Annotated in this window: 20 protein-coding genes and 1 tRNA gene; 6 read left to right on the top strand and 15 right to left on the bottom strand. The window is 37.1% G+C overall.

Annotated features, from left to right (window positions below):
* Window positions 1–243 precede the first annotated feature (243 nt).
* A complete protein-coding gene (locus KUA55_RS01810; RefSeq protein ID WP_218324463.1) occupies window positions 244–2,049 on the bottom strand; it encodes an ABC transporter ATP-binding protein in 1,806 nt (601 codons plus the stop codon).
* Entirely contained in the window at window positions 2,030–3,772 is a 1,743-nt protein-coding gene (locus tag KUA55_RS01805; protein WP_218324462.1) for an ABC transporter ATP-binding protein, read from the bottom strand. Before KUA55_RS01805 ends, KUA55_RS01810 begins: the two co-directional genes overlap by 20 nt.
* 75 nt (window positions 3,773–3,847) lie before the next feature.
* Between KUA55_RS01805 and KUA55_RS01800 the strand changes: the two genes are divergently transcribed.
* On the top strand, window positions 3,848–4,681 hold the full coding sequence (locus tag KUA55_RS01800; RefSeq protein WP_218324461.1) for a MerR family transcriptional regulator: 834 nt from the start codon (window positions 3,848–3,850) through the stop codon (window positions 4,679–4,681).
* A 52-nt stretch (window positions 4,682–4,733) separates the two neighbouring features.
* Here the strand turns inward: KUA55_RS01800 and KUA55_RS01795 are convergent, their stop codons facing one another.
* Window positions 4,734–5,891: an NAD(P)-dependent malic enzyme gene (locus KUA55_RS01795; protein ID WP_218324460.1), complete on the bottom strand. Its 1,158-nt coding sequence runs from the start codon at window positions 5,889–5,891 to the stop codon at window positions 4,734–4,736.
* A gap of 36 nt (window positions 5,892–5,927) precedes the next feature.
* Window positions 5,928–7,268 carry a 2-hydroxycarboxylate transporter family protein gene (locus KUA55_RS01790; RefSeq protein WP_218324459.1) on the bottom strand — a complete coding sequence of 447 codons (1,341 nt, stop codon included), beginning with the start codon at window positions 7,266–7,268 and terminating at the stop codon, window positions 5,928–5,930.
* Between the two features lie 163 nt (window positions 7,269–7,431).
* Here KUA55_RS01790 and KUA55_RS01785 point away from each other — a divergent pair, with 163 nt between their 5' ends.
* Window positions 7,432–8,985, top strand: a complete 1,554-nt coding sequence (locus KUA55_RS01785) for a Spo0B domain-containing protein (RefSeq protein ID WP_218324458.1) — start codon at window positions 7,432–7,434, stop codon at window positions 8,983–8,985.
* Complete coding sequence (locus tag KUA55_RS01780; protein ID WP_218324457.1) at window positions 8,957–9,658, top strand: response regulator; 702 nt, start codon at window positions 8,957–8,959, stop codon at window positions 9,656–9,658. Before KUA55_RS01785 ends, KUA55_RS01780 begins: the two co-directional genes overlap by 29 nt.
* A gap of 94 nt (window positions 9,659–9,752) precedes the next feature.
* Here the strand turns inward: KUA55_RS01780 and groL are convergent, their stop codons facing one another.
* Together groL and groES are read right to left on the bottom strand one after the other, a co-directional pair.
* Window positions 9,753–11,381: a chaperonin GroEL gene (groL, locus tag KUA55_RS01775; protein WP_218324456.1), complete on the bottom strand. Its 1,629-nt coding sequence runs from the start codon at window positions 11,379–11,381 to the stop codon at window positions 9,753–9,755.
* Between the two features lie 24 nt (window positions 11,382–11,405).
* Window positions 11,406–11,690, bottom strand: coding sequence for a co-chaperone GroES (gene groES, locus KUA55_RS01770; RefSeq protein WP_218324455.1), 285 nt, complete (start codon window positions 11,688–11,690; stop codon window positions 11,406–11,408).
* Window positions 11,691–11,872: 182 nt separating this feature from the next.
* Here groES and KUA55_RS01765 point away from each other — a divergent pair, with 182 nt between their 5' ends.
* Both KUA55_RS01765 and KUA55_RS01760 read left to right on the top strand, forming a co-directional pair.
* Window positions 11,873–12,526, top strand: coding sequence for a CPBP family intramembrane glutamic endopeptidase (locus KUA55_RS01765; protein WP_218324454.1), 654 nt, complete (start codon window positions 11,873–11,875; stop codon window positions 12,524–12,526).
* 70 nt (window positions 12,527–12,596) lie between these two features.
* Entirely contained in the window at window positions 12,597–13,226 is a 630-nt protein-coding gene (locus KUA55_RS01760; protein ID WP_218324453.1) for an NAD(P)-dependent oxidoreductase, read from the top strand.
* 35 nt (window positions 13,227–13,261) lie between these two features.
* On the opposite strand, the gene KUA55_RS01755 is transcribed toward KUA55_RS01760, so the two are convergent.
* The 6 genes from KUA55_RS01755 to KUA55_RS01730 all read right to left on the bottom strand — a co-directional run bounded on the left by KUA55_RS01755 (window position 13,262) and on the right by KUA55_RS01730 (window position 19,493).
* The gene (locus tag KUA55_RS01755) at window positions 13,262–14,071 is read right to left on the bottom strand and encodes an MBL fold metallo-hydrolase (RefSeq protein WP_218324452.1); all 810 of its coding nucleotides are present in this window, start codon (window positions 14,069–14,071) and stop codon (window positions 13,262–13,264) included.
* 48 nt (window positions 14,072–14,119) lie between these two features.
* Window positions 14,120–14,968, bottom strand: a complete 849-nt coding sequence (locus KUA55_RS01750; RefSeq protein ID WP_218324451.1) for a two-component system regulatory protein YycI — start codon at window positions 14,966–14,968, stop codon at window positions 14,120–14,122.
* Window positions 14,958–16,283: a YycH family regulatory protein gene (locus tag KUA55_RS01745; protein WP_343214699.1), complete on the bottom strand. Its 1,326-nt coding sequence runs from the start codon at window positions 16,281–16,283 to the stop codon at window positions 14,958–14,960. The genes KUA55_RS01750 and KUA55_RS01745 overlap by 11 nt, the downstream gene beginning before the upstream one ends.
* Window positions 16,274–18,106: a cell wall metabolism sensor histidine kinase WalK gene (walK, locus tag KUA55_RS01740; RefSeq protein ID WP_218324450.1), complete on the bottom strand. Its 1,833-nt coding sequence runs from the start codon at window positions 18,104–18,106 to the stop codon at window positions 16,274–16,276. Before walK ends, KUA55_RS01745 begins: the two co-directional genes overlap by 10 nt.
* A gap of 3 nt (window positions 18,107–18,109) precedes the next feature.
* Entirely contained in the window at window positions 18,110–18,811 is a 702-nt protein-coding gene (gene yycF / locus KUA55_RS01735; RefSeq protein ID WP_218324449.1) for a response regulator YycF, read from the bottom strand.
* Between the two features lie 124 nt (window positions 18,812–18,935).
* On the bottom strand, window positions 18,936–19,493 hold the full coding sequence (locus KUA55_RS01730; protein ID WP_218324448.1) for a DUF1836 domain-containing protein: 558 nt from the start codon (window positions 19,491–19,493) through the stop codon (window positions 18,936–18,938).
* Between the two features lie 142 nt (window positions 19,494–19,635).
* Here KUA55_RS01730 and KUA55_RS01725 point away from each other — a divergent pair.
* Window positions 19,636–19,708, top strand: a tRNA-Lys gene (locus tag KUA55_RS01725).
* 360 nt (window positions 19,709–20,068) lie between these two features.
* Here KUA55_RS01725 and KUA55_RS01720 read toward each other — a convergent pair.
* The 3 genes from KUA55_RS01720 to KUA55_RS01710 all read right to left on the bottom strand — a co-directional run bounded on the left by KUA55_RS01720 (window position 20,069) and on the right by KUA55_RS01710 (window position 24,797).
* Window positions 20,069–21,394: an MATE family efflux transporter gene (locus KUA55_RS01720; RefSeq protein WP_218324447.1), complete on the bottom strand. Its 1,326-nt coding sequence runs from the start codon at window positions 21,392–21,394 to the stop codon at window positions 20,069–20,071.
* A gap of 79 nt (window positions 21,395–21,473) precedes the next feature.
* Complete coding sequence (locus tag KUA55_RS01715; RefSeq protein ID WP_218324446.1) at window positions 21,474–23,321, bottom strand: BglG family transcription antiterminator; 1,848 nt, start codon at window positions 23,319–23,321, stop codon at window positions 21,474–21,476.
* Window positions 23,322–23,450: 129 nt separating this feature from the next.
* Window positions 23,451–24,797, bottom strand: a complete 1,347-nt coding sequence (locus KUA55_RS01710) for a PTS sugar transporter subunit IIC (protein WP_218324445.1) — start codon at window positions 24,795–24,797, stop codon at window positions 23,451–23,453.
* Window positions 24,798–24,799: the final 2 nt, after the last annotated feature.

Here is a 24,799-nt window from a genome sequence, read left to right as displayed (position 1 = left end):
ATAATAGAATAATTGTTTATTACATTTTTTACGCAATTAAAATTAACAACAAGATAAAGATATTTCCGCAAACTGGAAATCTTTTTTCGATTTTTCAGTTGTAAGTTAACGATTTATTTTTCTGCTTAAAAAAACTTTTTTCTTCTTTGATGAGTCTTTTCCCATAAAAAAGTCGATCTTTGACAAATTTTCTGCAAGATTTTGGCATAAGAAAAAGCCCGACACAATTGTCGAGCTTTCCTTTTACACTGGCGCAAATTGGCTATTATAAAGATTGGCATAAAAATCGCCTTTTTCCATTAGGCTGCGATGACTGCCTTGTTCAATAATTGAGCCATTCTTCATCACCAAAATCAGATCAGCATTTTTTATCGTTGATAGTCGATGAGCAATGACGAAGCTTGTTCGCTCGCTAGTTAATTGATCCATCGCTTGTTGAATCATTTCTTCGGTTCTTGTATCGACACTTGAAGTCGCTTCATCAAGAATGAGGATTTGTGGATCAGCCAAGATAGCACGGGCAATCGTCAGCAGTTGTTGCTGACCCTGAGAAATCTGACCATCCTCAGAAGAAATGATCGTGTCGTAACCATTCGGCAATGTCCGAATAAAGTGATGGCACTGGGCAGCTTTGGCAGCTTGGATCACTTCTTGACGTGTAGCATCTGGATTGCCGTAAGCAATGTTGTCTGCCACTGTGCCTTCAAACATCCAAGTATCCTGCAGCACCATTCCGAACTTACGACGAATCGCTGCTCGGGAAAAATGCTTAACGTTTTTACCATCGATTTCGATCTTTCCGCTATTTAAATCATAAAAACGCATTAACAAATTGATCATAGTCGTTTTCCCTGCACCAGTTGGTCCAACGATGGCTACCATTTGTTTGGGTTTGACTTTGAAGTTAACATCTTCCATTAATAAATGCTCTGGTTGATAACCAAAGGCTACGTGCTTAAAGGTAACTTCCCCCAGTACTTTTTCTGGAACAGGCAAGGACAAGGGTTCCTCACTTTCCTCTGCTTGATCCAAAATTTCAAAAATTCGTTCTAGCGCCGCAAAAGCACTTTGCAGACTATTGATGACATAAGAAACTTGAGTAATAGGCTCCGAGACTTGATTGACATATTGTAAATAAGCCTGCACTAAACCAATCGACATCTGACCATTAATCACCATGATCCCGCCAACAACTGCACTAGTCACGAAGCCTAATTGATTCACTAATCGAATCAAAGGATTAATAGCGAAGCTGACAAACTGTGCTTTTTTAAAAGCTTGAAATTGCGCTTCATTTAATTCATCTAACTCTTCCACCGTTTCTTTTTGACGGTTATACGCCTTGATGACTAAATTTCCTGAATAATCCTCTTCCGCCTTCGTTCCCACAGCGCCTAAAGCTACTTGGTTTTGAGAAAAATATTCTTGGTTCTTATTAGCCAAATAATTTGTCAAAAATAAACTAATCAGTAGAATCACTACAATCCCAATCGTCAGTAACGGACTTAAGTAAATCATCAAGCCTAAGCCAATCACGATAGAAAGAATCGCTGAAATCATCTGCATTAAACCCACTTGCAAGACTTCTGAAACCTTATCCAAATCCAAGGTAGCTCTAGTTAGAATATCGCCAGTCTTGTATTGGTCAAAAAAGTTCATCGGTAGGCGATTCAACTTTTCAGTTAAAGTTTTTCTTAATCGCAGGGTCAGCGTTTCCGCAACACTAGCCATAGTATATTCCTGCAGTAACGAAAATAAGGATACCCCGATCCAAGTCAGAAATAAGAAAAGCACTGGACGTGTTAAAACAGACACTAGACGATTTAAAGAAAACTGATTGTTCTGAAATAAGGCAATGATCGCATCTAATCCCCAACCTAAGATTAAAGGAGTAATCGCCATCAAAGCCGCAAAACAAATCGCGGAAGTAATAATAATTAAAAAGCGGCTTTTTTGAATCGCCAATAGTTTAAATAGACGCAAGCCGGTTTTTTTCATATCTTTCGGCATTTCTGTATCTACTCTTTCATCAACTTGCTTCATGCTCATGCTTTTTCTCCTCCATTCCTTGAGATTTGGCAAATTCTTGGTACACACGACAAGTCGTTAATAATTCTTGATGGGTCCCTTTGCCTACAATTTTTCCTTCTTCTAAAACAATTATTTGATCGGCATCTTTAATAGTAGAAAGACGCTGAGCAACAATCACGACTGCCGCATCTTTTAAATAACTCTTCAAAGCTTGCCGTAACTTCGCATCTGTCTGATAATCCAAGGCTGAAAAGCTGTCATCAAAGAAATACAAATCCGCTGGCTTGATCAAGGCTCGGGCAATACTCAGACGTTGCTTTTGACCACCGGAGAAATTATTCCCTTTCTGGGCAACTGTTGCCTGATATTGATCGTCCAGTCCATTAATAAACGCATCCGCCTGAGCAATCTTAGCCACCTGCTGCATCTCTTCCTTAGTCGCCGCAGGATTCCCAAATAAGAAATTGTCTTCAATTGTGCCGCTAAATAAAAAAGCCTTCTGGGGTACATAACTGATCCGATCTCTTAAAGTATTCTGGGAGACATCCTTGATTGATTCTCCTAAGAAACGAATCTCGCCCTTTGATGTATCTCTAAAACGCAGTAAGGCTTTAGCAATGGTACTTTTACCTGAGCCAGTCCCGCCAACAATCGCGGTAGTCCCGACAGGTATGTCAAAAGTAATATCAGATAAAACAGCTTCTTCTGCTCCACTGTAAGCAAAATCTACTTGATCAAATACCGCAATTGGACCATCTTTTCTTGCTGAAAAACTATTTTTAGCCCCATCAACGATTTCTTCTTCTTTTGCCAAGACTTCGTCGATCCGCTCTAATGAAGCTAAGGCTTTAGGTATCATTACGATCACCATCGCCGCCATCGTCAAGAACCATAAGCTTAAAATAGTATACTCGTTGATAGCTGTTAAACTACCGATTGGGACATTTCCTTGTAAGACTAAGACGCCACCAAAAGCCAAGACAGCGGTCATTCCCAATCCCATCACCAAATTCACCGTCGGGTTCAAGACAGCAAACATCTTATTCACTCGAATCATCACATCAGCATAACTACTAAATGTTTTATCAGCACGCTCTTTTTCGAATTTAGTTTTGTCAAAAGCACGAATCACCCGAACGCCTGTGTAGAATTCTCTAAGCACTTGCATCATCTTATCCATTCTTTGTTGCATAATATCTGCTAATGGAATCGCCTTTTTGATTACCACTAACGAGATAATTGAAAATAGTACAATCGATACTGTAGGAATCCAAATAAAGCGCCAAGAGATCGCTCCCGTCAATACAATCGAAGCAATGCAGATTAAAGGAGCTGGGATGATCATTTGAAATACCATCATCAAAATTTGTTGAATATTGGTAATATCACTAGTCGTCCTCGCTAAAAGTGTCGGCGTACCGAACTCTTCCATCTCTGCTAATGACAAGCTTTGGGTCTTCTCAACCAAGCCTTTACGTAAAAAATAGCCGAAGCGCCCGGCTAAGATCGCAGAATAATAACTGGCAATGATGGAAACAATCCCGGTAACTACAGCTACCCCCAACATTAATCCCCCATTACGCCAGATAGCTCCTTGATCCTGCGTTAGTATTCCTTCATCAATAATTTCAGCAACATAGTACGGAATCATTAGTGTTCCCACAGCTTGCAAGATCATTAAGATGAAGGTTGCCAAGAACATCTTACGATAATTCTTGAAAAAGATTTTAAATAATTTCATCTTTTACTCCTCCTTCTAAAGTGATAGAATAAACTGTAACGTAACGTCACAGTCAAGCAGAAAAAGGAATTTCTTATGAAAAAATATCTCTCAATCAGCGAAATGGGTAAATATGCTGGCATCAGCAGGCGAACACTCATCTATTATGATCAAATCGATCTATTCAAACCCATCAAGATCGGCGAAAATGGTTATCGCTATTATGGAATCGATCAATATTTTGAATTAGATGTCATCTTACTTCTTAAAAATATCGGTATGCCTTTAGAAGAGATTCACACTTTTCTAAAAAACCGAAATGTAGATTACGCTGTACAAGAGTTCTACCGCCAACGATCTAAGGTTGACCAACAAATAACCGCCTTAAAAGATATTCGCACATCTTTAGACAGTTATATCAATCGCTATGAAACTCTAAAGAATTTTGATTTGGAATCAATCACTTATAGTTACCGTGAAGCTGAATCTTTTGTCATTTCAGATACTATCGACAGTGTCGGCGGTATGGACTCGGTGGAAATATATGGTCGTTTCTACTCTTCCGTCGACAGTAAAGACTTATTTAGTGGCTATCCGATTGGTTTTTTAGTAGACGGCGCTGCCTTTTATGAAGAAAACTTTCACGCAGCTCCCTACCGCGCTCTTGTAAGAATCTCTGACGAACGATTGCCACTTTATCAAGCTCAAAAAATTGTCAAACGTCCCGCCGGTTATTATGTATCAGGCTTTATGAAAGATGAGATTCACAACATCAATATTTTCAATAACCGCTTTAGAAATTACCTAAAGGAACACAACTTAGTCCTCGATGGTGACATCTGGGAACTGCTTTGGCAAGATGAAGCCACATCCGAACACTCAGAAGACCAGATATTCGAAGTCCTCATCCCCGTTAAAGAAAAAGACTAAATATTTAACACAAAAAAAGAAGTCAGCCTCTTTGGCTAACTTCTTTAACAAACTATTTTACTGCTTGACTGACACTTTCAGCGACAACCTTTGCGACATTTTCATTGAAGGCATCGGCGATAATGTTGGTAGTAGAAAGTTCTTCTGTTGGAACCAAGCTAGCAATCCCTTTTGCGGCTGCTACTTTCATCTCCATCGTAATTTTCTTTGCTCGAGCATCTAAGGCGCCACGGAATATTCCTGGGAAAGCCAAGACATTATTGATTTGGTTCGGGAAATCACTCCGACCAGTTCCGACAATGTAAGCACCAGCGGCTAAAGCTTCTTCTGGGAAAATTTCTGGTGTTGGATTCGCCATGGCAAAAATAATTGGTTTTTGATTCATGGTTTGAATCCATTCGGCTTTTAAAGCACCTGGAGCTGATACGCCGACAAATACATCTGCATTTTTTAATGCTACTGATAAGTCACCAGACAAGAAATCACGATTGGTTACTTTAGCAATTTCTTTATGGTAAGGATTATATTCTGCATCTTCTTTTTCATTGATAATACCGAAACGATCGACAATCGTCACATTTTTTACACCGGCTGCTAAGAATGTCCGGCTGATAGACAATCCTGCTGAGCCGCCACCATTGACGACGACTTTGATTTCTTCGATATTCTTTTCAGCTAATTTCAAGGCATTATATAAGGCGGCTAACACAACAATGCCGGTGCCGTGTTGATCATCATGAAAAACGGGAATATCTAATTCTTCTATTAAACGACGTTCGATTTCAAAACAACGAGGGGCGCTGATATCTTCTAAGTTAATCCCACCAAATGTTGGTGCAATCATTTTCACCGTTTGAATAATTTCTTCTACATCTTGGGTATCCAATACGATGGGGACAGAATCAACTTCAGCAAAGCGTTTGAACAAAGCTGATTTCCCTTCCATTACAGGCATCGCTGCTTCGGGACCAATATTGCCTAAGCCTAAGACTGCCGAGCCATCACTGACGACTGCCACCGTATTTTTTTTGGTAGTTAATTCATAGGCTAAATTCTTATCTTCTGCGATCGCTGAGGATACAGCTGCCACTCCAGGGGTGTAAGCAATACTTAAATCTTCACGGTTTTCAATCGGCACTTTTGAAACCACTGCTAATTTTCCACCATTTTTTCGCGCTTGTTCTAAAGCTAATTCTTTTACATCTGACATTTGAGATTTCCTCCTTGAGTTTCGATTATCATATTTTTAAAAAATCATTCTTAAAATAGCTGTCATGGTAATAACGGTAATTGCCCCACCTAAACGAGTTGCTACTTGGGCAAAAGGCATCAAGTTCATCCGATTAGCTGTACTTAAAATCGCCACATCACCAGTTCCACCCATACCACTTTGGCAGGCTGAAATAATTGCGGCTTCCACTGGATGCATATTCATAAAACGAGCTACCACAAAGCCAGTCGCAATGACTGTGAATACCACACTGATAACCACTACAAAATACTGCCAAGTTAAGGCGCCGACAACATCTTTTAATGGGATATACAACAAGCCTAAGCCAGCCATTAATGGGAAAGTAAAGTTACTAGAAATAAACTTGTACAACATTTTCGAGCCTTTTTGCGTATCTTTTGGCACAATGTTTAAATATTTTAACAAAGCTGCTGCCACAATCATTAAAACAGGGCCAGGGAAACCTGTCAACGCCTGTAATAGAGAACCTAGAATGAATAATGTACAAGCAGTTAGTACGCCCGCACCCATTTTTTTCAAATCAATCGGCTCATCTTTTTCATCCAAGGCGCCAGCTAAATCATCCACTTCACCTTTTTTAAACTTGATTAATTGGCCTTTACCAGATAGCTCTGGTCGTTTTTCACCTAGACGGCTTAGTAAGCCAGTACACATAATCGCAAAGAAGTTTCCGATGATCGTCGCTGGAATTAATTGTGCCACTAATTGTTCACTACCTAAACCAGTAATTGCGCTGTAACCTAATGATAATGGTAAGATTCCTTCACCAATTCCGCCAGCTAATACGGGCGTAACAATAAAGAACAAAGTATGCTGCCAATCCAAACCAACTAAGACACCTACTAAAGTTCCCACACCCATCGCTAAAATCATGCCAATCATCATTGGCACGATCATCCGCAACAAGCCTTGGACCAAAATCTTACGGTTCATCCCTAAAATACTACCACAGACTAGACAAGCAATGTAAAAATATAAAAAGTTAGCTTGCTTCATTAAAATGTCGGCACTGTCTAAAATATTTTGGTTAACTAAATTATAAAATACTAGAATCGATGGAACTAATAAAGAAAAAATTGCCGGACCACCAAAATTTTTCAGAATCGGAATATTGCCGCCGATGGTTCCTAACAACCAACCTAGCGTCAAGATAACCGCAAAGCCACCCAACATATTAACTGGTAATTCTTGTAGCATCCCCGTGATGAAAATAATGGTTGCCATCGTCGCATAGACAGGTAGACTGACGGAGCCAATCTGAATTTTCTGCCACCATTTTGTTTTTTCAGCTAGCTCTTCTTTGGCTAAAACAGTTTTATTTAACTTCTGATCCATTTTGTTTCCTCCTTGTGTATCTCTTTGATATGCTTAATATAATGTATCCGGTTTCAACAAAATAGTTTATTTAACTTATTTAACTAAAGAAAGTAAGTGGTGCTTTTCACAAAGAAAAAGCGCTTCACTTTGATTGTGTTATACTGAAAATTGGAGGATTCCTATGAAAAAAGGCTTGCGTTTATGGATGTTATTGGCAATTAGTTTTATTTCAGTACTATTAGTAGTGACAACCTTGTTTTATTTACTGATTTCTTATCAAAATACCCGCTATATTCAAAAAGAGGAAGGCAATTTACTTTTGAGAACGGGAAAATTAATTGCTGACGATTCACGGGTGTTGACTGCTCTGGAAAAGGGTGAATCTTCTGATGAATTACAAGCCTTTAGTCAAAAAGTGACTAAGCTTTATCAGTTAGACTTTACCGTCATCTTGAATATGGATGGTACGCGGCTCACTCACCCAAATCAACAACAGATTGGCAAACCTTTTCAGGGAGGCGATGAAGCGCCAGCTTTAGAAGGAAAAGAACATCTTTCCACCAGTGCTGGGACTTTGGGAGAATCACTACGAGGCTTTGTGCCAGTTTTTTATCAAGAAAAACAGATTGGCGTCGTTGCCTTAGGAATTACTACGACTTCTCTCGGCAGTTTAATCAATAAATCGAAAAATGATTATACGATGGCCTTGTTTATCAGTTTGGCAATTGGCTTATTGATGGCCTTTTTAATCACCTACTTTTTGAAATTACAATTACATAATTTAGAACCAAAAGAAATCGCCCGTCTATTAGAAGAACGCAATGCCATGTTAAATGAAACCAAAGATGCGGTCTTCGTGGTGGATTTGCAACAAAAGATATTATTAACTAACCACCAAGCTGAATTTTTTGCCCAACAAAAAGTAGCAAATGATGAACAGCTGATTGGCTTAAAGCTAAATGATATTTTCGAAGATTTAGAGCAACTAGATTTATCCCAAAAAAATGAGCAGTTTTACCAACAAGCTGGACAGGATTATTTCTTTTCAGCTGCACCAATCATCGTCAAAAATAGCAAAATTGGTTCCATCTTATTTTTACGAAATGCTACTGAGACACTATTTTTAGCTGATCAATTATCTTCCACCACCAATTATGCAACAGCTTTACAAAATCAGGCCCATGAGTTCATGAACAAACTCCATGTGATTTATGGTTTAGCCGAACTTGGTGCCTACGAAAAGCTCAATGATTATCTAAAAGACATTATTCAGCCAGAGAAAGAATTAATTTCTCGTTTGGCCATCCTAGTCAATAATCCATTGATTGCTGGTTTTTTATTAAATCAAAGACAGAAATTTTTAGAAGAACAGTCCCATTTGTGGGTGGAGATTACACCAGAGATTCCTAAAACAGATGACCCTAAAGTAACTGAACAACTGCTAAATCTATACCGTTTTGTGGAACATTTCTTATTTCAATGGGAACTACCAGCCGAAATATTGCTACAAATAAATTATCAGGACCAGCGATTACAAACGACTTATTCATTTGTCGCTACTAGTGAACAAGTCGCTTCGATTGAAAAACAATTTTCGACTTTATATTTCAACAATACGTTAGAAGCTCTAAATGGCACATTCGACTGGCACTATCAGCAAGACTACTTACAATTAATTTTTAAAACTGACTATCGAGGTGAGATTGATGACCACCATTTTAATTTTAGAGGATGATCCGATGGTTGCCTTCATCCATCAAAGCTATTTAACCAAAATTGACTCCCAACTGAATATTTTAGAGGCAACCTCCACCGATGATGCCAAGGCACTTCTAGCTGAGGAACAGATAGATTTAATTTTGTTGGATTTACACTTAAAACATGATGATGGCTTAGCCTTTTTGCGAGATCTCCGACAACAAGAATTTCCCGGCGAAGTCATCTTAATCACAGCTGAGAACCAAACTGAAGCCTTAAAAGCCGCCCATCATTTAGGTATTTTAGATTATTTAATGAAGCCATTTAGTTATGAGCGCTTTGCCCAAAGCTTTGAAAGCTTCTTAGCAAAAACAACTATGCTCCAGCATGAAGAATTAAATCAAGCCCAAATTGACCAGCTATTTTACGACAAAAGCCAAAAGAAAGCAGAATTGATTTTGGAAAAAGGACTCTCCAAAGCCACACTGGCTCGTATTTACAAAACCATGCAGGAATTTCCTGCTAGCTTCACGGTAGCAGAATTGGCGGAAAAAAGTGGCTTTTCCCACGTCTCCGTCCGCAAATATATGCAATTTTTAGAACAGCAAGACTTACTAACCAGTGACGTAATCTACCGCAAACAAGGCCGTCCTTTCCAAACTTATCAAATAAAAAATCCCGCCCTCTGGCAAAAATATTTTCCAAAATAAAAAATAAACCTTCACTTTGTACGTTAGGCAAAGTGAAGATTTTTTGCTGAAAAAAAGAACCCCGATTTCTCGGAGTTCTAAAAATTCTGATGAATTACATCATGCCGCCCATCATGCTTGGGTCCATTGCTGGAGCCGCAGCTGCGCCACCTTCAGCAGGTTTGTCAGCAACAACTGCTTCAGTTGTTAACAACAATGCTGATACAGAAGCTGCATTTTGTAATGCTGAACGAGTCACTTTAGTTGGATCCACGATTCCGGCATCCACCATGTTTACCCATTCGCCAGTAGCAGCGTTAAAGCCTAAGCCATCATTTGCATTTTTTAATTTGTCGATAATAACTGAACCTTCGAAGCCAGCATTTTCAGCGATTTGACGTACTGGTTCTTCTAAAGCACGAACAACAATCTTAATTCCAGTTGCTGCATCGCCTTCTGCATCTAATTCAGTTACTTTATTGATAACGTTAACTAATGCTGTACCACCACCAGCAACAATACCTTCTTCAACTGCTGCGCGAGTCGCGTTTAAAGCATCTTCAATTCGTAATTTTAATTCTTTTAGTTCAGTTTCAGTTGCTGCACCAACTTTAACCACTGCAACCCCACCAGCTAATTTAGCTAAGCGTTCTTGTAATTTTTCACGGTCAAAGTCAGAAGTTGTTTCACCAATTTGGCGTTTGATTAATTCAACTCGTTCAGCCAAGCGTTCTTTGTCGCCAGCGCCTTCAACGATAGTTGTATTGTCTTTATCTACTACAACTTTACCAGCAGAACCTAAGTTTTCAACTGTTGCATCTTTTAATTCTAAACCTAAGTCTTCTGTAATTACTGTTGCACCAGTCAAGATAGCTAAGTCTTCCAACATCGCTTTACGACGGTCACCAAAACCAGGTGCTTTAACAGCAACTACGTTAAATGTTCCACGGATTTTGTTCAATACCAAGGTTGGTAAAGCTTCGCCATCCACGTCATCAGCAATGATTAATAATGAACGAGATTGTTGTAATACTTGTTCTAACAATGGCAAGATATCTTGAATGTTAGAGATTTTTTTGTCAGTGATTAAGATGTATGGATTTTCTAAAGCTGCTTCCATTTTATCGTTATCAGTTACCATGTATTGAGATAAGTAACCACGGTCAAATTGCATACCTTCTACAACATCTAATTCAGTATCGATCCCTTTTGATTCTTCAATCGTAATAACACCATCGTTACCAACTTTTTCCATTGCTTCAGCGATTAATTTACCTACTTCTTCGCTACCAGAAGAAACTGCCGCAACTTGTGCGATCGCATCTTTTGAATCAACGATTGAAGAAATATTGTGTAATTCTTCAACTGCAGTTTTAGTAGCTAATTCGATTCCGCGACGGATACCCATTGGGTTAGCACCAGCAGTTACGTTTTTCAATCCTTCGCGTACAATTGCTTGTGTTAAAACAGTTGCAGTTGTTGTACCGTCACCAGCGATGTCGTTGGTTTTTGATGCAACTTCAGAAACTAATTTAGCCCCCATATTTTCAAAATGGTCATCTAATTCGATTTCTTTAGCAATTGTTACGCCATCATTAGTAATCAATGGAGAGCCATAAGATTTTTCTAAAACAACGTTACGACCTTTAGGGCCTAATGTTACTTTTACTGTATCCGCTAATTTATCTACCCCACGAAGCATTGCTGCCCGTGCGTCTTCTGCAAATTTAATTTCTTTTGTCATGATTTTTCACCTCAAAATTTTTTATTATTCAACGATTGCCATAATATCTTTGGCAGAGATAATTAAGTATTCAGTGCCTTCATATTTTACTTCTGTACCTGAATATTTTTCAAACATTACCATATCACCAACGGCAACTGGCATTGGACTTTTTTCACCGTTTTCAAGTGTGCTACCTTCACCAATAGCTACAACTTTAGCTGTTTGGGGTTTTTCTTTAGCAGCTGATGCTAAAACTAAACCACCTACAGTTTTTTCTTCTTCTTGCGCTACTTCTAAAATCACGCGATCACCTAATGGTTTTAACACGATAAATCCCTCCAAAATTTGATTGGTTTTTATTATTAGCACTCTTAGACAAAGAGTGCTAACTCACATTTCTTATGATACTCATTTTCGATTCACTTTGCAAGTTTTTCATCTGATTTTTTTAAATTTTTTCTAGATCTATTTATGCTATACTTAAAAGAAAAAATTTAAAGGAAGTATCTATGACAGCAAAAAAATATAGTATCGCAACAATTATCACTTACTTGATGGTCTACCTATCACCTGTGATCTTCGCTTTAATTGTTCGACCTACTCAAAACCAAAGCATCACCATGACGACTTTTGCCTATATTATTGGCGCAATATTACTATTAATCTATCTATTTAAAAGTCAAAAATTTAACATTGAACAAAAACCAAAAGCGATCGGTTGGATGATTCTCTTTGGCTTCTTAGGAATCTTCGGCTCCATCCTTTTACAGAATGTTTTACTCATGGTGGAACAGGCTTTTTTCAATGCCCCCACCGCATCACAAAATACTGAAAATATTATTCAACTGATTCAAGAGAACATGGTATTTATTTTAGCCACTACTATCGCAGGACCGATTATGGAAGAATTGGTTTTCCGCCGGGCAATCTTTGGCGCCTTATCAAATCGCTGGGGCTTTATCTTGCCAGCATTAATCAGCTCGGCTTTATTTGCAGCCGCTCACGTTGATGGACATTATTTATTATATGGCGGCTTAGGTTTATTCTTCTGTTTCTTATATCGTTATACTGGACGGATTGGGACTTCAATGATTACCCACGTAGGGATGAATTTATTAGTAATAATTGTCCAATTAGCTGCACGTCAAGCTGGCTTATTATAATTGCTTTTCTTTGCTTTTTTTAAAAAACCTCCTTACACTGAAAGAGAAATCAGTATAGGAGGTTTTTTATATGAAAATTGCAGTAATTGGTGCCACTGGACATGCCGGTTCTTTGATTTTAAAAGAAGCGCTGGCTCGTCATTTGGATGTCACCGCTATTGTCCGTAGCCCAGAAAAATTAGCTTCTGACGTTCCTTTTGTTAAAAAAGATTTATTTGATCTAACCAAAGAAGATTTGCTTGCTTTTGATGTGGTGATTGATGCTTTTCGCGCACCGAGTGGTCATGAAGAATTACATCAAACATCCTTGCAGCATTTAATTGACCTGCTTAGTGGCACCGAAACTCGTTTATTAGTGATTGGCGGGACTTCTTCCTTGTTTATGGACGATGCCAAAACAGAACGGATGATTGATTTATCAGATCCTAATGCCGGCTATTATCCCACAGCGTATAATATGTACAAAGCTTTCTTAGAATTAAAAGACAGCAAGAATCTCCACTGGACCTATATTAGCCCTGCATCTTATTTCGTACCAAATGGTGAACGCACCGGCAAATATACTTTAAGTGATGACCGCATGTTAACTGATGCTAATGGCGATTCTATGATTAGTATGGCTGACTATGCGATTGCTATGGTAGACGAAGCAGTCAATAATACCCACCCCAATCAACATATTAGTGTCGTAACTATCTAAAAAAAAATTCCGTCTCTTCATTGAGACGGAATTTTTTAAATAGCAAATAATTCTGTAGCGGCATTAGGATCTGTATCAAAAATTTGAAACTGATGATTGACACCTAAATCATAGCGTAACAATGTTTCTTCCATTGTCATATGGGCCAACTCTTTCATGTTGTTTTCTTTACTCAAATGCCCCAGATACACACGCTTCGTATGATCACCGATAATGTCGGTCATCACTAAGGCGCCATCTTCATTGGATAAATGTCCCCGATCCCCTAAAATCCGTTGCTTTAAATTCCAAGGATAAGGTCCCATCCGCAACATTTCCAAATCATGGTTACTTTCGACTAAATAAGCATCGGCATCAGAAATAATTCCCTTCACATGCTCACTAGCATAACCAGTATCTGTCAGCATCACAAAAGAATGACCATCTTTATAAAAACGATAAAACTGCGGTGCTGCTGCATCATGAGATACACCAAAACTTTCAATATCCATATCACCAAAAGTTAAGACTTTACCCATATCAAAAATTTGTTTCTGTTCCAAATCGACTTTACCAATCAGAGGCATCATCGCTTGCCAGGTTTTTTCATTCGCATAAACTGGTAATTTATACTTTCGTGCTAATACACCCACGCCATGAATGTGATCACGATGCTCATGGGTCACTAAAATCGCATCTAAGTCTTCCGGTTTACGGTCGACTTCAGCTAATAAACTAATAATTTTTTTGCCACTTAAGCCAGCATCGACTAATATTTTTTTGCCTGCACTCTCTATAAACAGTGAGTTCCCACTGCTGCCACTAGCCAGAACACTGACATTAAAGGCATGATTCATATCTAACATCAAAAGTGGTCCCTTCTTTAAAAACTGTCTTTAAGTATACAACCCTTTTTACGGATTTTCTACCTTTGGCACTAAATTATTGGAAATAACTTGGTTACTCATGGCATTCACCCGTTCAATCTGACTCACATCATCAGAAGTTTGTATTTTTACAAACCAGACAGGAACATATACATTCTTTTCCCCCACTTCAATCGTTCGAAAATAACCTAAATAGATATCTTGAATAGTTGAATTCGCAGGAATATTGTTATTAATGTATAAGGTATTTAAGATTTCCTCTTCTGAATAAAGGGTCATTTTTTCCCTTAATGGTTCAATCTGGCGTAATAAAGTTTGGGTATATTGCGTCACTTCAGCATTCGTACCACTAGTATCGATATCTAAAGTTACCCGCGAAGTTTCATCAATAAAAGGGATGCCCTCATAGTTCTGAGCGCCAACTATTTTCACATCGCCTTTCTCTTCTTTAGAGATATGAGAAATGTATTGATAGCTTGTCCCTTCATAAATGAAGCTATCATCTTTCATCGCGCGATTAAAACTACTCTTTATTCTATTCATATTAAAGCGTCGTGGTTGCCCTAAATAGTTAGTCAGAACATTATCAGATATTGATGAAGTACTCATGATATCTTGAATATTATTTTCACTTAAGACATTCATCACATTGACTTGTTCAGCACTTAAATAATATCCTTCAGGTTTTTTAGTAGAAATTTTTCCTTTAAAGGTAATATTGTCATTTTTTAAACGGGAGGTGATGCCTTCTTTTTGATTATAAGTTGTCGTAACAGCTTGTTGATCATCTTGACTACTTTGATAAATATTAAACAGAAAGATATTTAAACTAATGAAAACAAGAATGAATAACCACTCTATTTTTCTAAAATCCATTAGACACCTCCGTAACCGAAGCCATCAGTTGACTTGCTGCAAACCAATTACCATCATATTTTACATACCACTCAGGTGTTAATGATACCAGTCGATTCGCACCATCTACATCACTCCAAGTATAACCAATGATGTAACTTTCGACCTTGTCGATATCCAGACCCGCGTACACCAATTGATTTTCCATTTCCAATGAACTGGATAACTCAATTTCCTCATCTGATGGAATAGGCACCTGAACAGTATCCATACTCATTTGAATCGCGACTGATTTTGCTTCATCATTCTGGGCATCTCCAATCGTTACGACCATTTTTCCTTTGTCAGACTCACTAAAAATCGGATAACCTTCGACAAATGTCCGATAAGTTATCTGTCCGCCTTCACGATCAAAGTAACGCAGATTCCCAACGCCCGTACCCAAGCGACTAACATAGCCAAAGGTTTGGGCATAAATACTATCCGATTGTACATCTTTAGGTAATTCTCCTGAAAAATCAACAGTACGCTGATCATCATTTAAGATTAATTCTTCCTGACCACTAACAAAAGATTGAACACCTTGTTCATTTTCCTGCCCCTTGGCTCCAACTGGTTCCCGGAAAAAGGCATTTCTAAAAAGTGAATAAGATTGGGTAGTCAATATATAATTGTACCTTTTCAACCGAATGTTCCCCTCGGTTTGCAATAACCGTGGAATAATCTGATTTTCTTCTGTCATTGGAATAAAACGACTCTGATTATTTTCGTAAATATCTTGCAATGTATTCGTGCTAAAGGTGATATCTCCTTGATAAACCGTCTGTCTTGCATAATTGAGAAAGCGAATATGATTATTTTCAAAATCAATCTGAATTTTATTAAAACGAATCCGATTAGGTTGATCAAAGTTATCGATATTTATCGGTATATCAAAAACTTTCAAATATTCGGCTAAAGAAAACTGACCTTCATAGTTTAATTCCATCCCTCGATTGACTTGGTAATAGTTTTGCATTTCAGCTTCACCTTGAGCAACGATTGATAGTTCGCCATAGTCTGCCTCAGTTAAACGGGCTTGAGCCGTGGCTAATAAGTTTTCACTATTTGTCTGAAATTTTTGTCCATCCAGATCCCAAATTCCTCGAATCGGCAAATAGGAATCAGTTGCTTTAGCATAGTTTTGTTCTAAATTATTAATTGTTTGCGTATTTGAGTTTACATTTGGTGTGCGATTTGTTGGTGCTAGCCAAATATTATAGGAGAAGACGATACTTAAAAGAATCAAGACAATCAAGATGCCTCGTAAAATTTTTTCTGATATTCTCAATCCCACCATTCCCCCTCATAAGGTTCATACGGTAACGAAATGGAGAAGGTTGAGCCTTTTCCTTCTACGCTCTCCACCCAGATTTGACCTTTATGGGCCTTCATTACTTCTTTGGAAATCGCTAAGCCCAAACCTGTTCCGCCTTGTTGTCTTGCCCGTGCTTTATCTACTCGGTAGAAACGCTCAAAGACTTTATCCAAGTCTTTTTTCGGAATACCCAGGCCTTCATCAGTAATACTTAATACTACGTTATTATGAGTTTCCATTAAATGAGCTGTGATTTTCCCACCATCTGGTGAATATTTAATCGCATTATTCATAATGTTATCAATCACTTGCATGATTTTGTCAGTATCAACTTCCACCCATAATTCCCGTTCAGTGAAATCTCGTTCAATCACATATTTTTTCTCTTGACTCGTCACCATCATGTCAAAGCGATCCAATACATAATCAACTAGCTCATTAAAATTCACAAATTCCAGTTCTAACTTTTGTGCACCAGAATCCATTCGCGATAAATTCAACAGATCATTAATCATTCGAATCATCCGATCTGTCTCACCTAGAGTCACGGAAATAAACTGCGGCGCAATTTCCTCATCACGCCAAGCCCCTTCATCCAAAGCTTCAATATAACTGCGAACTGAAGTCAATGGTGTTCTTAATTCATGGGAAACATTCGAAACAAACTGACGTCGTTCTTCTGCTGTTTTTTCTTGTTCAGTAACATCGTGAACCACGACAACCAGTCCACTGATAAAGCCAGAATCTCGTCGAATCATCGCAAAGTCCGCTCGCAAAATTTGCGTTTCAACTTCACCGCCTGATTCATTATCACGATCAATCAGGATTTCTTCTTGCGTTTCTAATAACTTACGCAAGGTGTATCTTTCTTCTAAATCCAATAACGGTAAGATGGATTGACCAATCGCTTCTTCACTAGTCACATCTAATAAAGACAGAGCAGTTTCGTTAATGGTAATTACTTTCCCACGGCGATCTGTGGCAATAACGCCATCAGTCATGTGGGTAAGCACAGAATCTAAACGATTTCGTTCTGCTTCCATCGTATCTTGGGCATCCTCAATTCGATCTGACAATTTATTAAAGGTTTCCGCCAATTGACTTAATTCATCATGACCTCTAATTTCAACTTTGTCAGAATAATCCCCTTGAGCAATTTTCATTGCTTGCTTACGCATTTCTTCTATTGGTTTGGTAATTGAGCGAGCAACTAATAAAGCAATAACCATCGAAATCACACCAGCAATCATTGAAGCAGTAAAGAAAATCAACGCAGTATTAGCGATGTCTCCATATTTTTGCTCAATGTCACTCTGAACATAAAGAGCCCCGATAACGGCAGAATCACCGCTCGGGGACTGAATCGGTTGGACATTGATATAGACTCTCTGTCCATTATCATCTAAAGCAATGTATTGTTTGACGGTAAAATCATCCACATCACTATATTCATTCTTCTTACCTACAATGGAATCACGATCCGTGACATCCCCTGTAGCCAACACAATTCCTTTGTCATCCACAACCCACATTTGTTTAATATCTGAAGGACTATTGTTCTCCAGAAGACGCTGGACTGTTTCTGCCTCGCTCTCATTGTTTTCAGACATGGTGGTTCCTAAAGTCGTCGCTAAATTAGCTACCCGCGAATTCATATCTCGTGTAAAAGTATTGATGGTTGATTTTTCCAACCCACGAATAAAATACGCGCCGATAATTTCAATCGAAATCAGTAAAATTAAAATAAACGAAAAAGCAATTTTAAAATTGACTGACCGGTAAAAACGAACTTTATTTTTCATTCATTAATCCTCAGTATTACGTAAATAATAGCCGACGCCACGACGGGTAACTAAATAAGTCGGATGGCTGGGACTATCTTCAATTTTTTCTCGTAAACGACGAACTGTTACATCGACAGTCCGGACATCACCAAAGTAATCATAACCCCAAACGGTTTGCAATAAATGTTCCCGAGTCATCACTTGTCCGATGTGTTTTGCTAAATAATGCAATAATTCAAATTCACGATGGGTTAGTTCAATCGTTTCGCCATGTTTCGTAACCACATAAGCATCTGGATGAATCGTTAAATCCCCGATTGTTAAATCGCTTTGGGTCGTACTTTCATCTTCTTTAGGTGCTTGTCCACCACGACGTAAATTAGCTTTTACCCGTGCAACTAGCTCGCGATTAGAAAAAGGCTTAGTCACATAATCATCCGCCCCTAGTTCCAATCCTAAAACTTTATCAATTTCAGAATCTTTAGCGGTCACCATAATAATTGGCATATCGTGGGTTTTGCGGACTTCTCGTGCTACTTCTAAGCCATCTTTTTTAGGTAACATTAAATCTAATAAAATTAAATCGGGTACAACTTCTTCGACTTTTTCTATTGCTTCTTCACCATCATAGGCTGTATATACTTCATAGCCTTCTTTTGTTAAATTAAACTTGACGATATCAGAAATCGGCTTTTCATCATCAACGACTAGTATTTTTTTCAAAATTGTCACCTCATTATTTGTTTTCAAAATCGTCTTCATGCCTACCATTATACATTATTTTCATAACGGTTTCATCTTTTCATAAAATCTAGCTTTGGCTTAAACGGATTATTTATTACTTTATTTAAGCTTTGCCGTCAGAATTCACAGAATCTTCACCTTTGTTATCGAAAATAATCTTCTCAGCCAACATTTTTTGGGCAAAAGATTGAGTACTACTATATAATGCAATTTGACGAAAATCAAATTTATAATTTTCATTTGTGATTTTATCTCGATTGATGACCTGAGTAACTTCTTTCAAAGCAGACTCTTGTGCCTCACAAAAATGATTATAAACTTCATCGGCTTGCGCTACTTCCAGCTGCATATCAATTAATGCTTTAATGTCTGGAATTGATAAAACTTGCTTCAAAATTGTAATCATCATCAAATATGCTAAATGTTCACGACTGTATCGCTTTTTCACTGGCGCAGGAATTAATTTATGTTTGACATAATTATTCACCATGGCACTCGATAGTAAATGGGCTTTTTCAGAGGTCATCATAGAAGATAGATAACGATCCACCAGATTAATCACTTGATCCATATACAATTCAAATTCTGGTAATTCTTGCCATCTTGGTAAATGAATCTCTTGAATCTGATTTCCCCAGTTTTCTAAATTTATTTTCTGCAATTTCGATAGCTCCTCTCAAGTTTCATACTATCAAAAATCACTCGATGAAACAATTTAGTTGAAAAAACTCACAGTTACTAGGGCATTCAGTTTACTCTTGCATTTTTAGATTCCTAGTGCTAACATATGAACGTGCTAACACGGGCCGTTAGCTCAGTTGGTAGAGCAGCTGACTCTTAATCAGCGGGTCGCGGGTTCGAGCCCCTCACGGCCCATGGGTGCCAAACCCACGCCACCGGTACAACCTTGGTCTCTTAGGAGATTTCGAAAAGGATGTGCGCGGTGGTATTTTTTTTGCGAAAAAATAGAATATTAGATAAAGTAACATTTTGCTTGATATTTCTTAATGTCGAAACTAAAAAAAGACGCATTTATTTAATAATACTGAATGCATCGTTTTCTCTTTATAGAATCACTATTAACCCCTTTTTACCTTCAAACACAGTTGATTCGCTTTCCATCTATAGCATTTGCTGTACCTTTTTGCATATAAAAATTTTCACCTTAAATTTGAGTAGGCTTTCTTTTACTTATCAATTCAAAAATCTATATATAAAACATCCTTCTAACTTCCATTACCTCTTTCTTCGATATAGCCAAAAAGAAAGTCCAACACAGACAGCTTCTGTTAATACAAAAGCCCACCAAATTCCTGCTATTCCAAAAAAATGACTCAGTATAAATGCCATTGGTAATAATAAAATAAGTTGTCGGATTAAAATTAAGCAGACTGAAGAAAATTGTTTGCCTGTAGCTTGAAAATATGAAGTAAAGACGTAGCCGATACTGGCAAAACAAAAATTCAAAGCAATAATTTTCAAAGCCTGTTCACCTATTGTCAAAACAGTTTGATCTGTACTAAACAAAGAAATAATTTCCTTTGAGAAAAGCAGAAAAATAATTGTTCCAATGACACTAAAAATTTCAGCAAGAATTACTGATAATTTTAGACTCTCCTGCAGGCGACTCGTATTTTTTGCTCCGTAGTTATAACTCATGATTGGTAAAGTTCCTTGAACGATACCATTAATTGGCATGAAAACAAAAGATTGAACTTTGTAGTAAATACCAAAAATGAGTACACCTACCTGAGAAATTGTTGCTAAAATTAAATTGATTCCACTAACCATAATTGATCCGATTGAAAGTAATAAGAATGAGGGAATACTATTGTAATAAAGTTCTCGAGTTAAGGACTTGCTCCATTTAAAATTTTTAAACACAAAATTAATTGGCATATGTCCTTTTTTAAAAAATAAAATGGCTAAACACATTGAAGACAACTGGCCAATTACTGTAGCAATGGCTGCCCCTCGAATTCCCATAGATGGTAAACCGAACCAACCAAATATTAAAATCGGATCTAAAATTATATTGACCAGCGATCCAACTAGTTGGAAAATCATCGGAGCTATCATATTACCAGATGCTTGATAAACCTTTTCAATTGTAATATGAATAAATACGCCAAAACTGAATAAGAAAATGACACTGATATATTCATATCCTAAAGATAGCGTTAAAGCATCATCAGAAAATAAGGCCATAAAAGGTTTGGCAAATACTAAACCTAATACCACCACCAATAAATAGTGTAAAAGTGAAGTAAAAATCCCCTGGGTAGCTGCTTGATTGGCCTCTTCATTATCTTTACTACCTAGTTTTCGTGATAAAAAGGCATTAAGACCTGTTCCAAATCCCACCGTTAAAGCTAAAATCAAATTTTGGATAGGAAAAGCAATTGAGACTGCTGTTAGCGCCTCCGTACCAATTTTTGCGACAAATATTGAATCCACTATGTTATACATAGACTGAATAAGCATCGAAAAAATAGAGGGTATTGACATTTTAATAATTAATGATAGTAAATGATTTGTTTCAAATTTGTTCGTTTTTTCCATTTGTTTCCTCCAAAAAAAAAGACACGTTTTTTATTGTTTGGTTTACGGGAAACAATAAAAATACGTGTCTTTTTTTATTTTATTTACATAGTTCTATAAAATCATAAAAATTAGTTTGTTTGGATAGTTTTTTTACAAAACTTCCTTCATCTAAAATCTTGACCAAAAAACCAAAAAGTTCTTCAAAGGCATGATCACGTTCTTTTTTCATTGCCAGAAGCAAAACCAGGCGCACCCGATTACCACCCCATTTGATAGGTTTTTCTAAACAACAGACAGCAACAGCATTTTGTAACGCCGTTCTCTGAATCGCATGGGGAATCGCATAATAATTTTCATAAGAAGTACAAGAAAGTTGCTCTCGATCCAACACTTTTTCCACGTAATTAGGTTCACAATAACCCTGATCGGTTAATTGTTGACATAAAAAAGTAATCACTTCTTCTCGATTTTTAAAATTTTGATTAACAAAGAATAGTTCTTCTTTAAAAAAATGATGAATAATTTCTTTGGATTCATCTTGTTCTTTTAAAATAGATTCTACCCTTGAAACATCTGAATCATCAAAAATTGCTGAGTAAAAATAGACAGGAATGTTAGAAGATACTGTTACATTTTCTGTTGTAATTATCAAGTCGAGCTCGTTATCTAAATAATTTTGAACATCAAAAACAGTTGTCGCTTCTATCAAATCAATTGTAAAATTCAACTTCCGTAGCTTATTATGAACTAGTCTTCTGCTAGCGACTCCATAAGGAGATACTAGTAAAATTCTCTTTAGTTTGCCATGACTCATGGTTTCCGAGGCTGATAAAAAATGCAAAGCAATATAAGCAATTTCATCATCTGGAAAGGTGATATTTAATTCCTTTTGAATGGCGTCAGCTGCCAGTACACTGACATTATAAATAAATGGATACTTGTTCTTTAATTCTTCCGTCAGAGGGTTACTTAGATATTGCTTTTTAACCGCTCGTCGATATAAGGCTGACAGATGCGTTGATAAGTAATCTTTCATCCGCTCATCTGCAGAAAAATCAATCATAAAATTTTCATCAATTATTTGAATGATGCGATCTGTTAAAGAAAGAAACCCCTCTTCTGCCAGTTCATCCATCATAACAAACTTACCTGAATAAAGTCTGGCTACATAATACAGTTCTTTTTTTGGAATAATAATTCCTAAACTGTTTTCTAGCTTTACAATAAACTGCTGAGCCAGTTGCTGGCTTTTTTTATCAATTTTTTTTACCTGTAAAGTTTCAATATAACTACCTTGACTTACACGTTCAATTAACACCGCCACATGAATGATGAAAGAAATCATCGAAAAATCATTCATATAAAAATCTATTTCATTGTGATGATCAATCACCAAATTAGAAAGAACAGTTAAATCGCAGTGTTCAAAATAGTCACTGTATTTATCTAAACTTAATTTATGAGTTTTAATTTCTTGATTCAAAAATAGATTAAAAATGGCGCGTTTTTGTTCCTCTTCACCTTCTACTAGCAATTGATTCTGTCGACGAACGATACATAACGACTCATCTTTTTCCGCAATTACTTGGTTTAATTCTTGGATAATTCTACTAAGCGTCGACTCACTAATAAAAAATGCATCTGCCAAATCATAAAAATTAATAGCTTCTCTTTCTAAAATACGATTTAATAGTTCAAAACGCAGATTTTCTGTTTCGAGGGTACTATCTACGTCCTTTAAAAAATTTTGTGGATCACAAATAAAATAGCCCGCTCCCGCTTTAGATTCGATGACTGGTGATTGAAAGGCTGTATTTATTTTTGTAATATCGTTTCTAATTGTTTTAGACGATACCCCTAAGCTTCTAGAGAGACTACTTGCAGTCACTAAAACTGGACTATTTTTGAGAGCCTTGATCAACTCATTTTGTCTTTTTGTTATCACATAATTGCCTCCTGAATCTTTGGTCTATTCCAAATTATAGCATTTCAGTCCAAGACAATGAAAATTTATTTGTTAACTTTCAAAACCACGAATAAGGTTAGAGTAAACTAACCTTATTCACCTATTTTCTTAGTTTTCAATAGCAGAATTTTCTATTATCTGAGCATCCTTTGATGATTCTTCCTGTTCTGCTTCTCTTTCTAGTTTCATTAAATCTTTTTCGTATACTTTCAAGAACGGCAGATACATTAATCCGTTAATAAAGATTAAAGCAAAGATTAAAACTACCGATTTCCAGTCCATGGTCGAAAGAAATGCTCCAATCGGTGCTGGCATTTGCCAAGAAAAGACTGCAAATGTTTTACCAACAATTCCCCATGACATGCATAAATACGTTACTATACCGTTAAACACTGAGGTAAAGATAAATGGAAAGAAGAAAATCGGATTTAACATAAGTGGTGTACCAAAAATAATTGGTTCTGAAATTCCGAAGATTGAAGGCAAGAAGCCCACTTTCCCGACTGTACTCAGCTGCTTTGATTTGGAACGCATCATTAAGAATGATAAAGCCAAAACAGAACCCGAACCACCAATAATCACGAAATAAGTCCAAAACGGTGTAGTGAAGATGTGTGATAAATCTTGTCCTGCCATTTGTTCAGCAGCGTTTATTGACAAATTACCATCACGAATTGGGCCTAAAATTCCTGCCAAAGCAGCATCGTGAATACCAAAAAACCAGAATAAATGTACCAAAAAGATAATTAAAATAGTAAAAGGCAAACTATCGGCAGCTCTAAAGCTTGGTGCCATTACATCGTATAAAAATTTCACAGCAGTTGTATCTAAACTATGGAAAATAATAAAAATAATCGTAAAGACTGTCAGTAAAACAATCCCTGGCACTAATGCGGCAAATGTTTCTGATAAAGAAGCAGGAACACTCTCAGGCATTTTAATGCGACCAATATTTTTCTCACGCATCCAATGGTAACCTTCAACCGTTAAAATCGCTACAAATATCGAAAGTAATATGCCACGACCATCTAAAAAACTAATTTCTACAATTTTTCCATCCCAGCCTAAACTTTGCGGGTCCAATACCAACATAAGAAATCCAGCGATTGAAAACATCATGGGCCGTAAAATATCTTCTTTATAATGACGGCACAAATAATAAGTAATCCCGATACAAATATACAGTGACATCGCACTCAAAGTAATACTACTTACCCAGTTTAATATCAAACTATTTTTTTCAGCAAAGCTCGCCCAAGCTAAAATAAATCTGTTGGTTGTATCTTCAGTGACGGGTGCTGCCCCTAAAATCAGAGGAATTGAACCAAATAAGATTAGTGGCAACATAGACATAAACGCATCACGGGTTGCTTTCAAATGTCTTTGCTGACTTAATTTATTTGCAAAAGGTGAAATATAGCGGTCCATTTTTTCGCTTATAACACTGAAATTCATAA

This window comes from Enterococcus alishanensis (genome assembly GCF_019218635.1).
GTDB classification, from domain to species: domain Bacteria; phylum Bacillota; class Bacilli; order Lactobacillales; family Enterococcaceae; genus Enterococcus_A; species Enterococcus_A alishanensis.
Note: the sequence above shows the minus strand (reverse complement) of the source record. Positions and strands in the feature narration are given on the sequence as shown.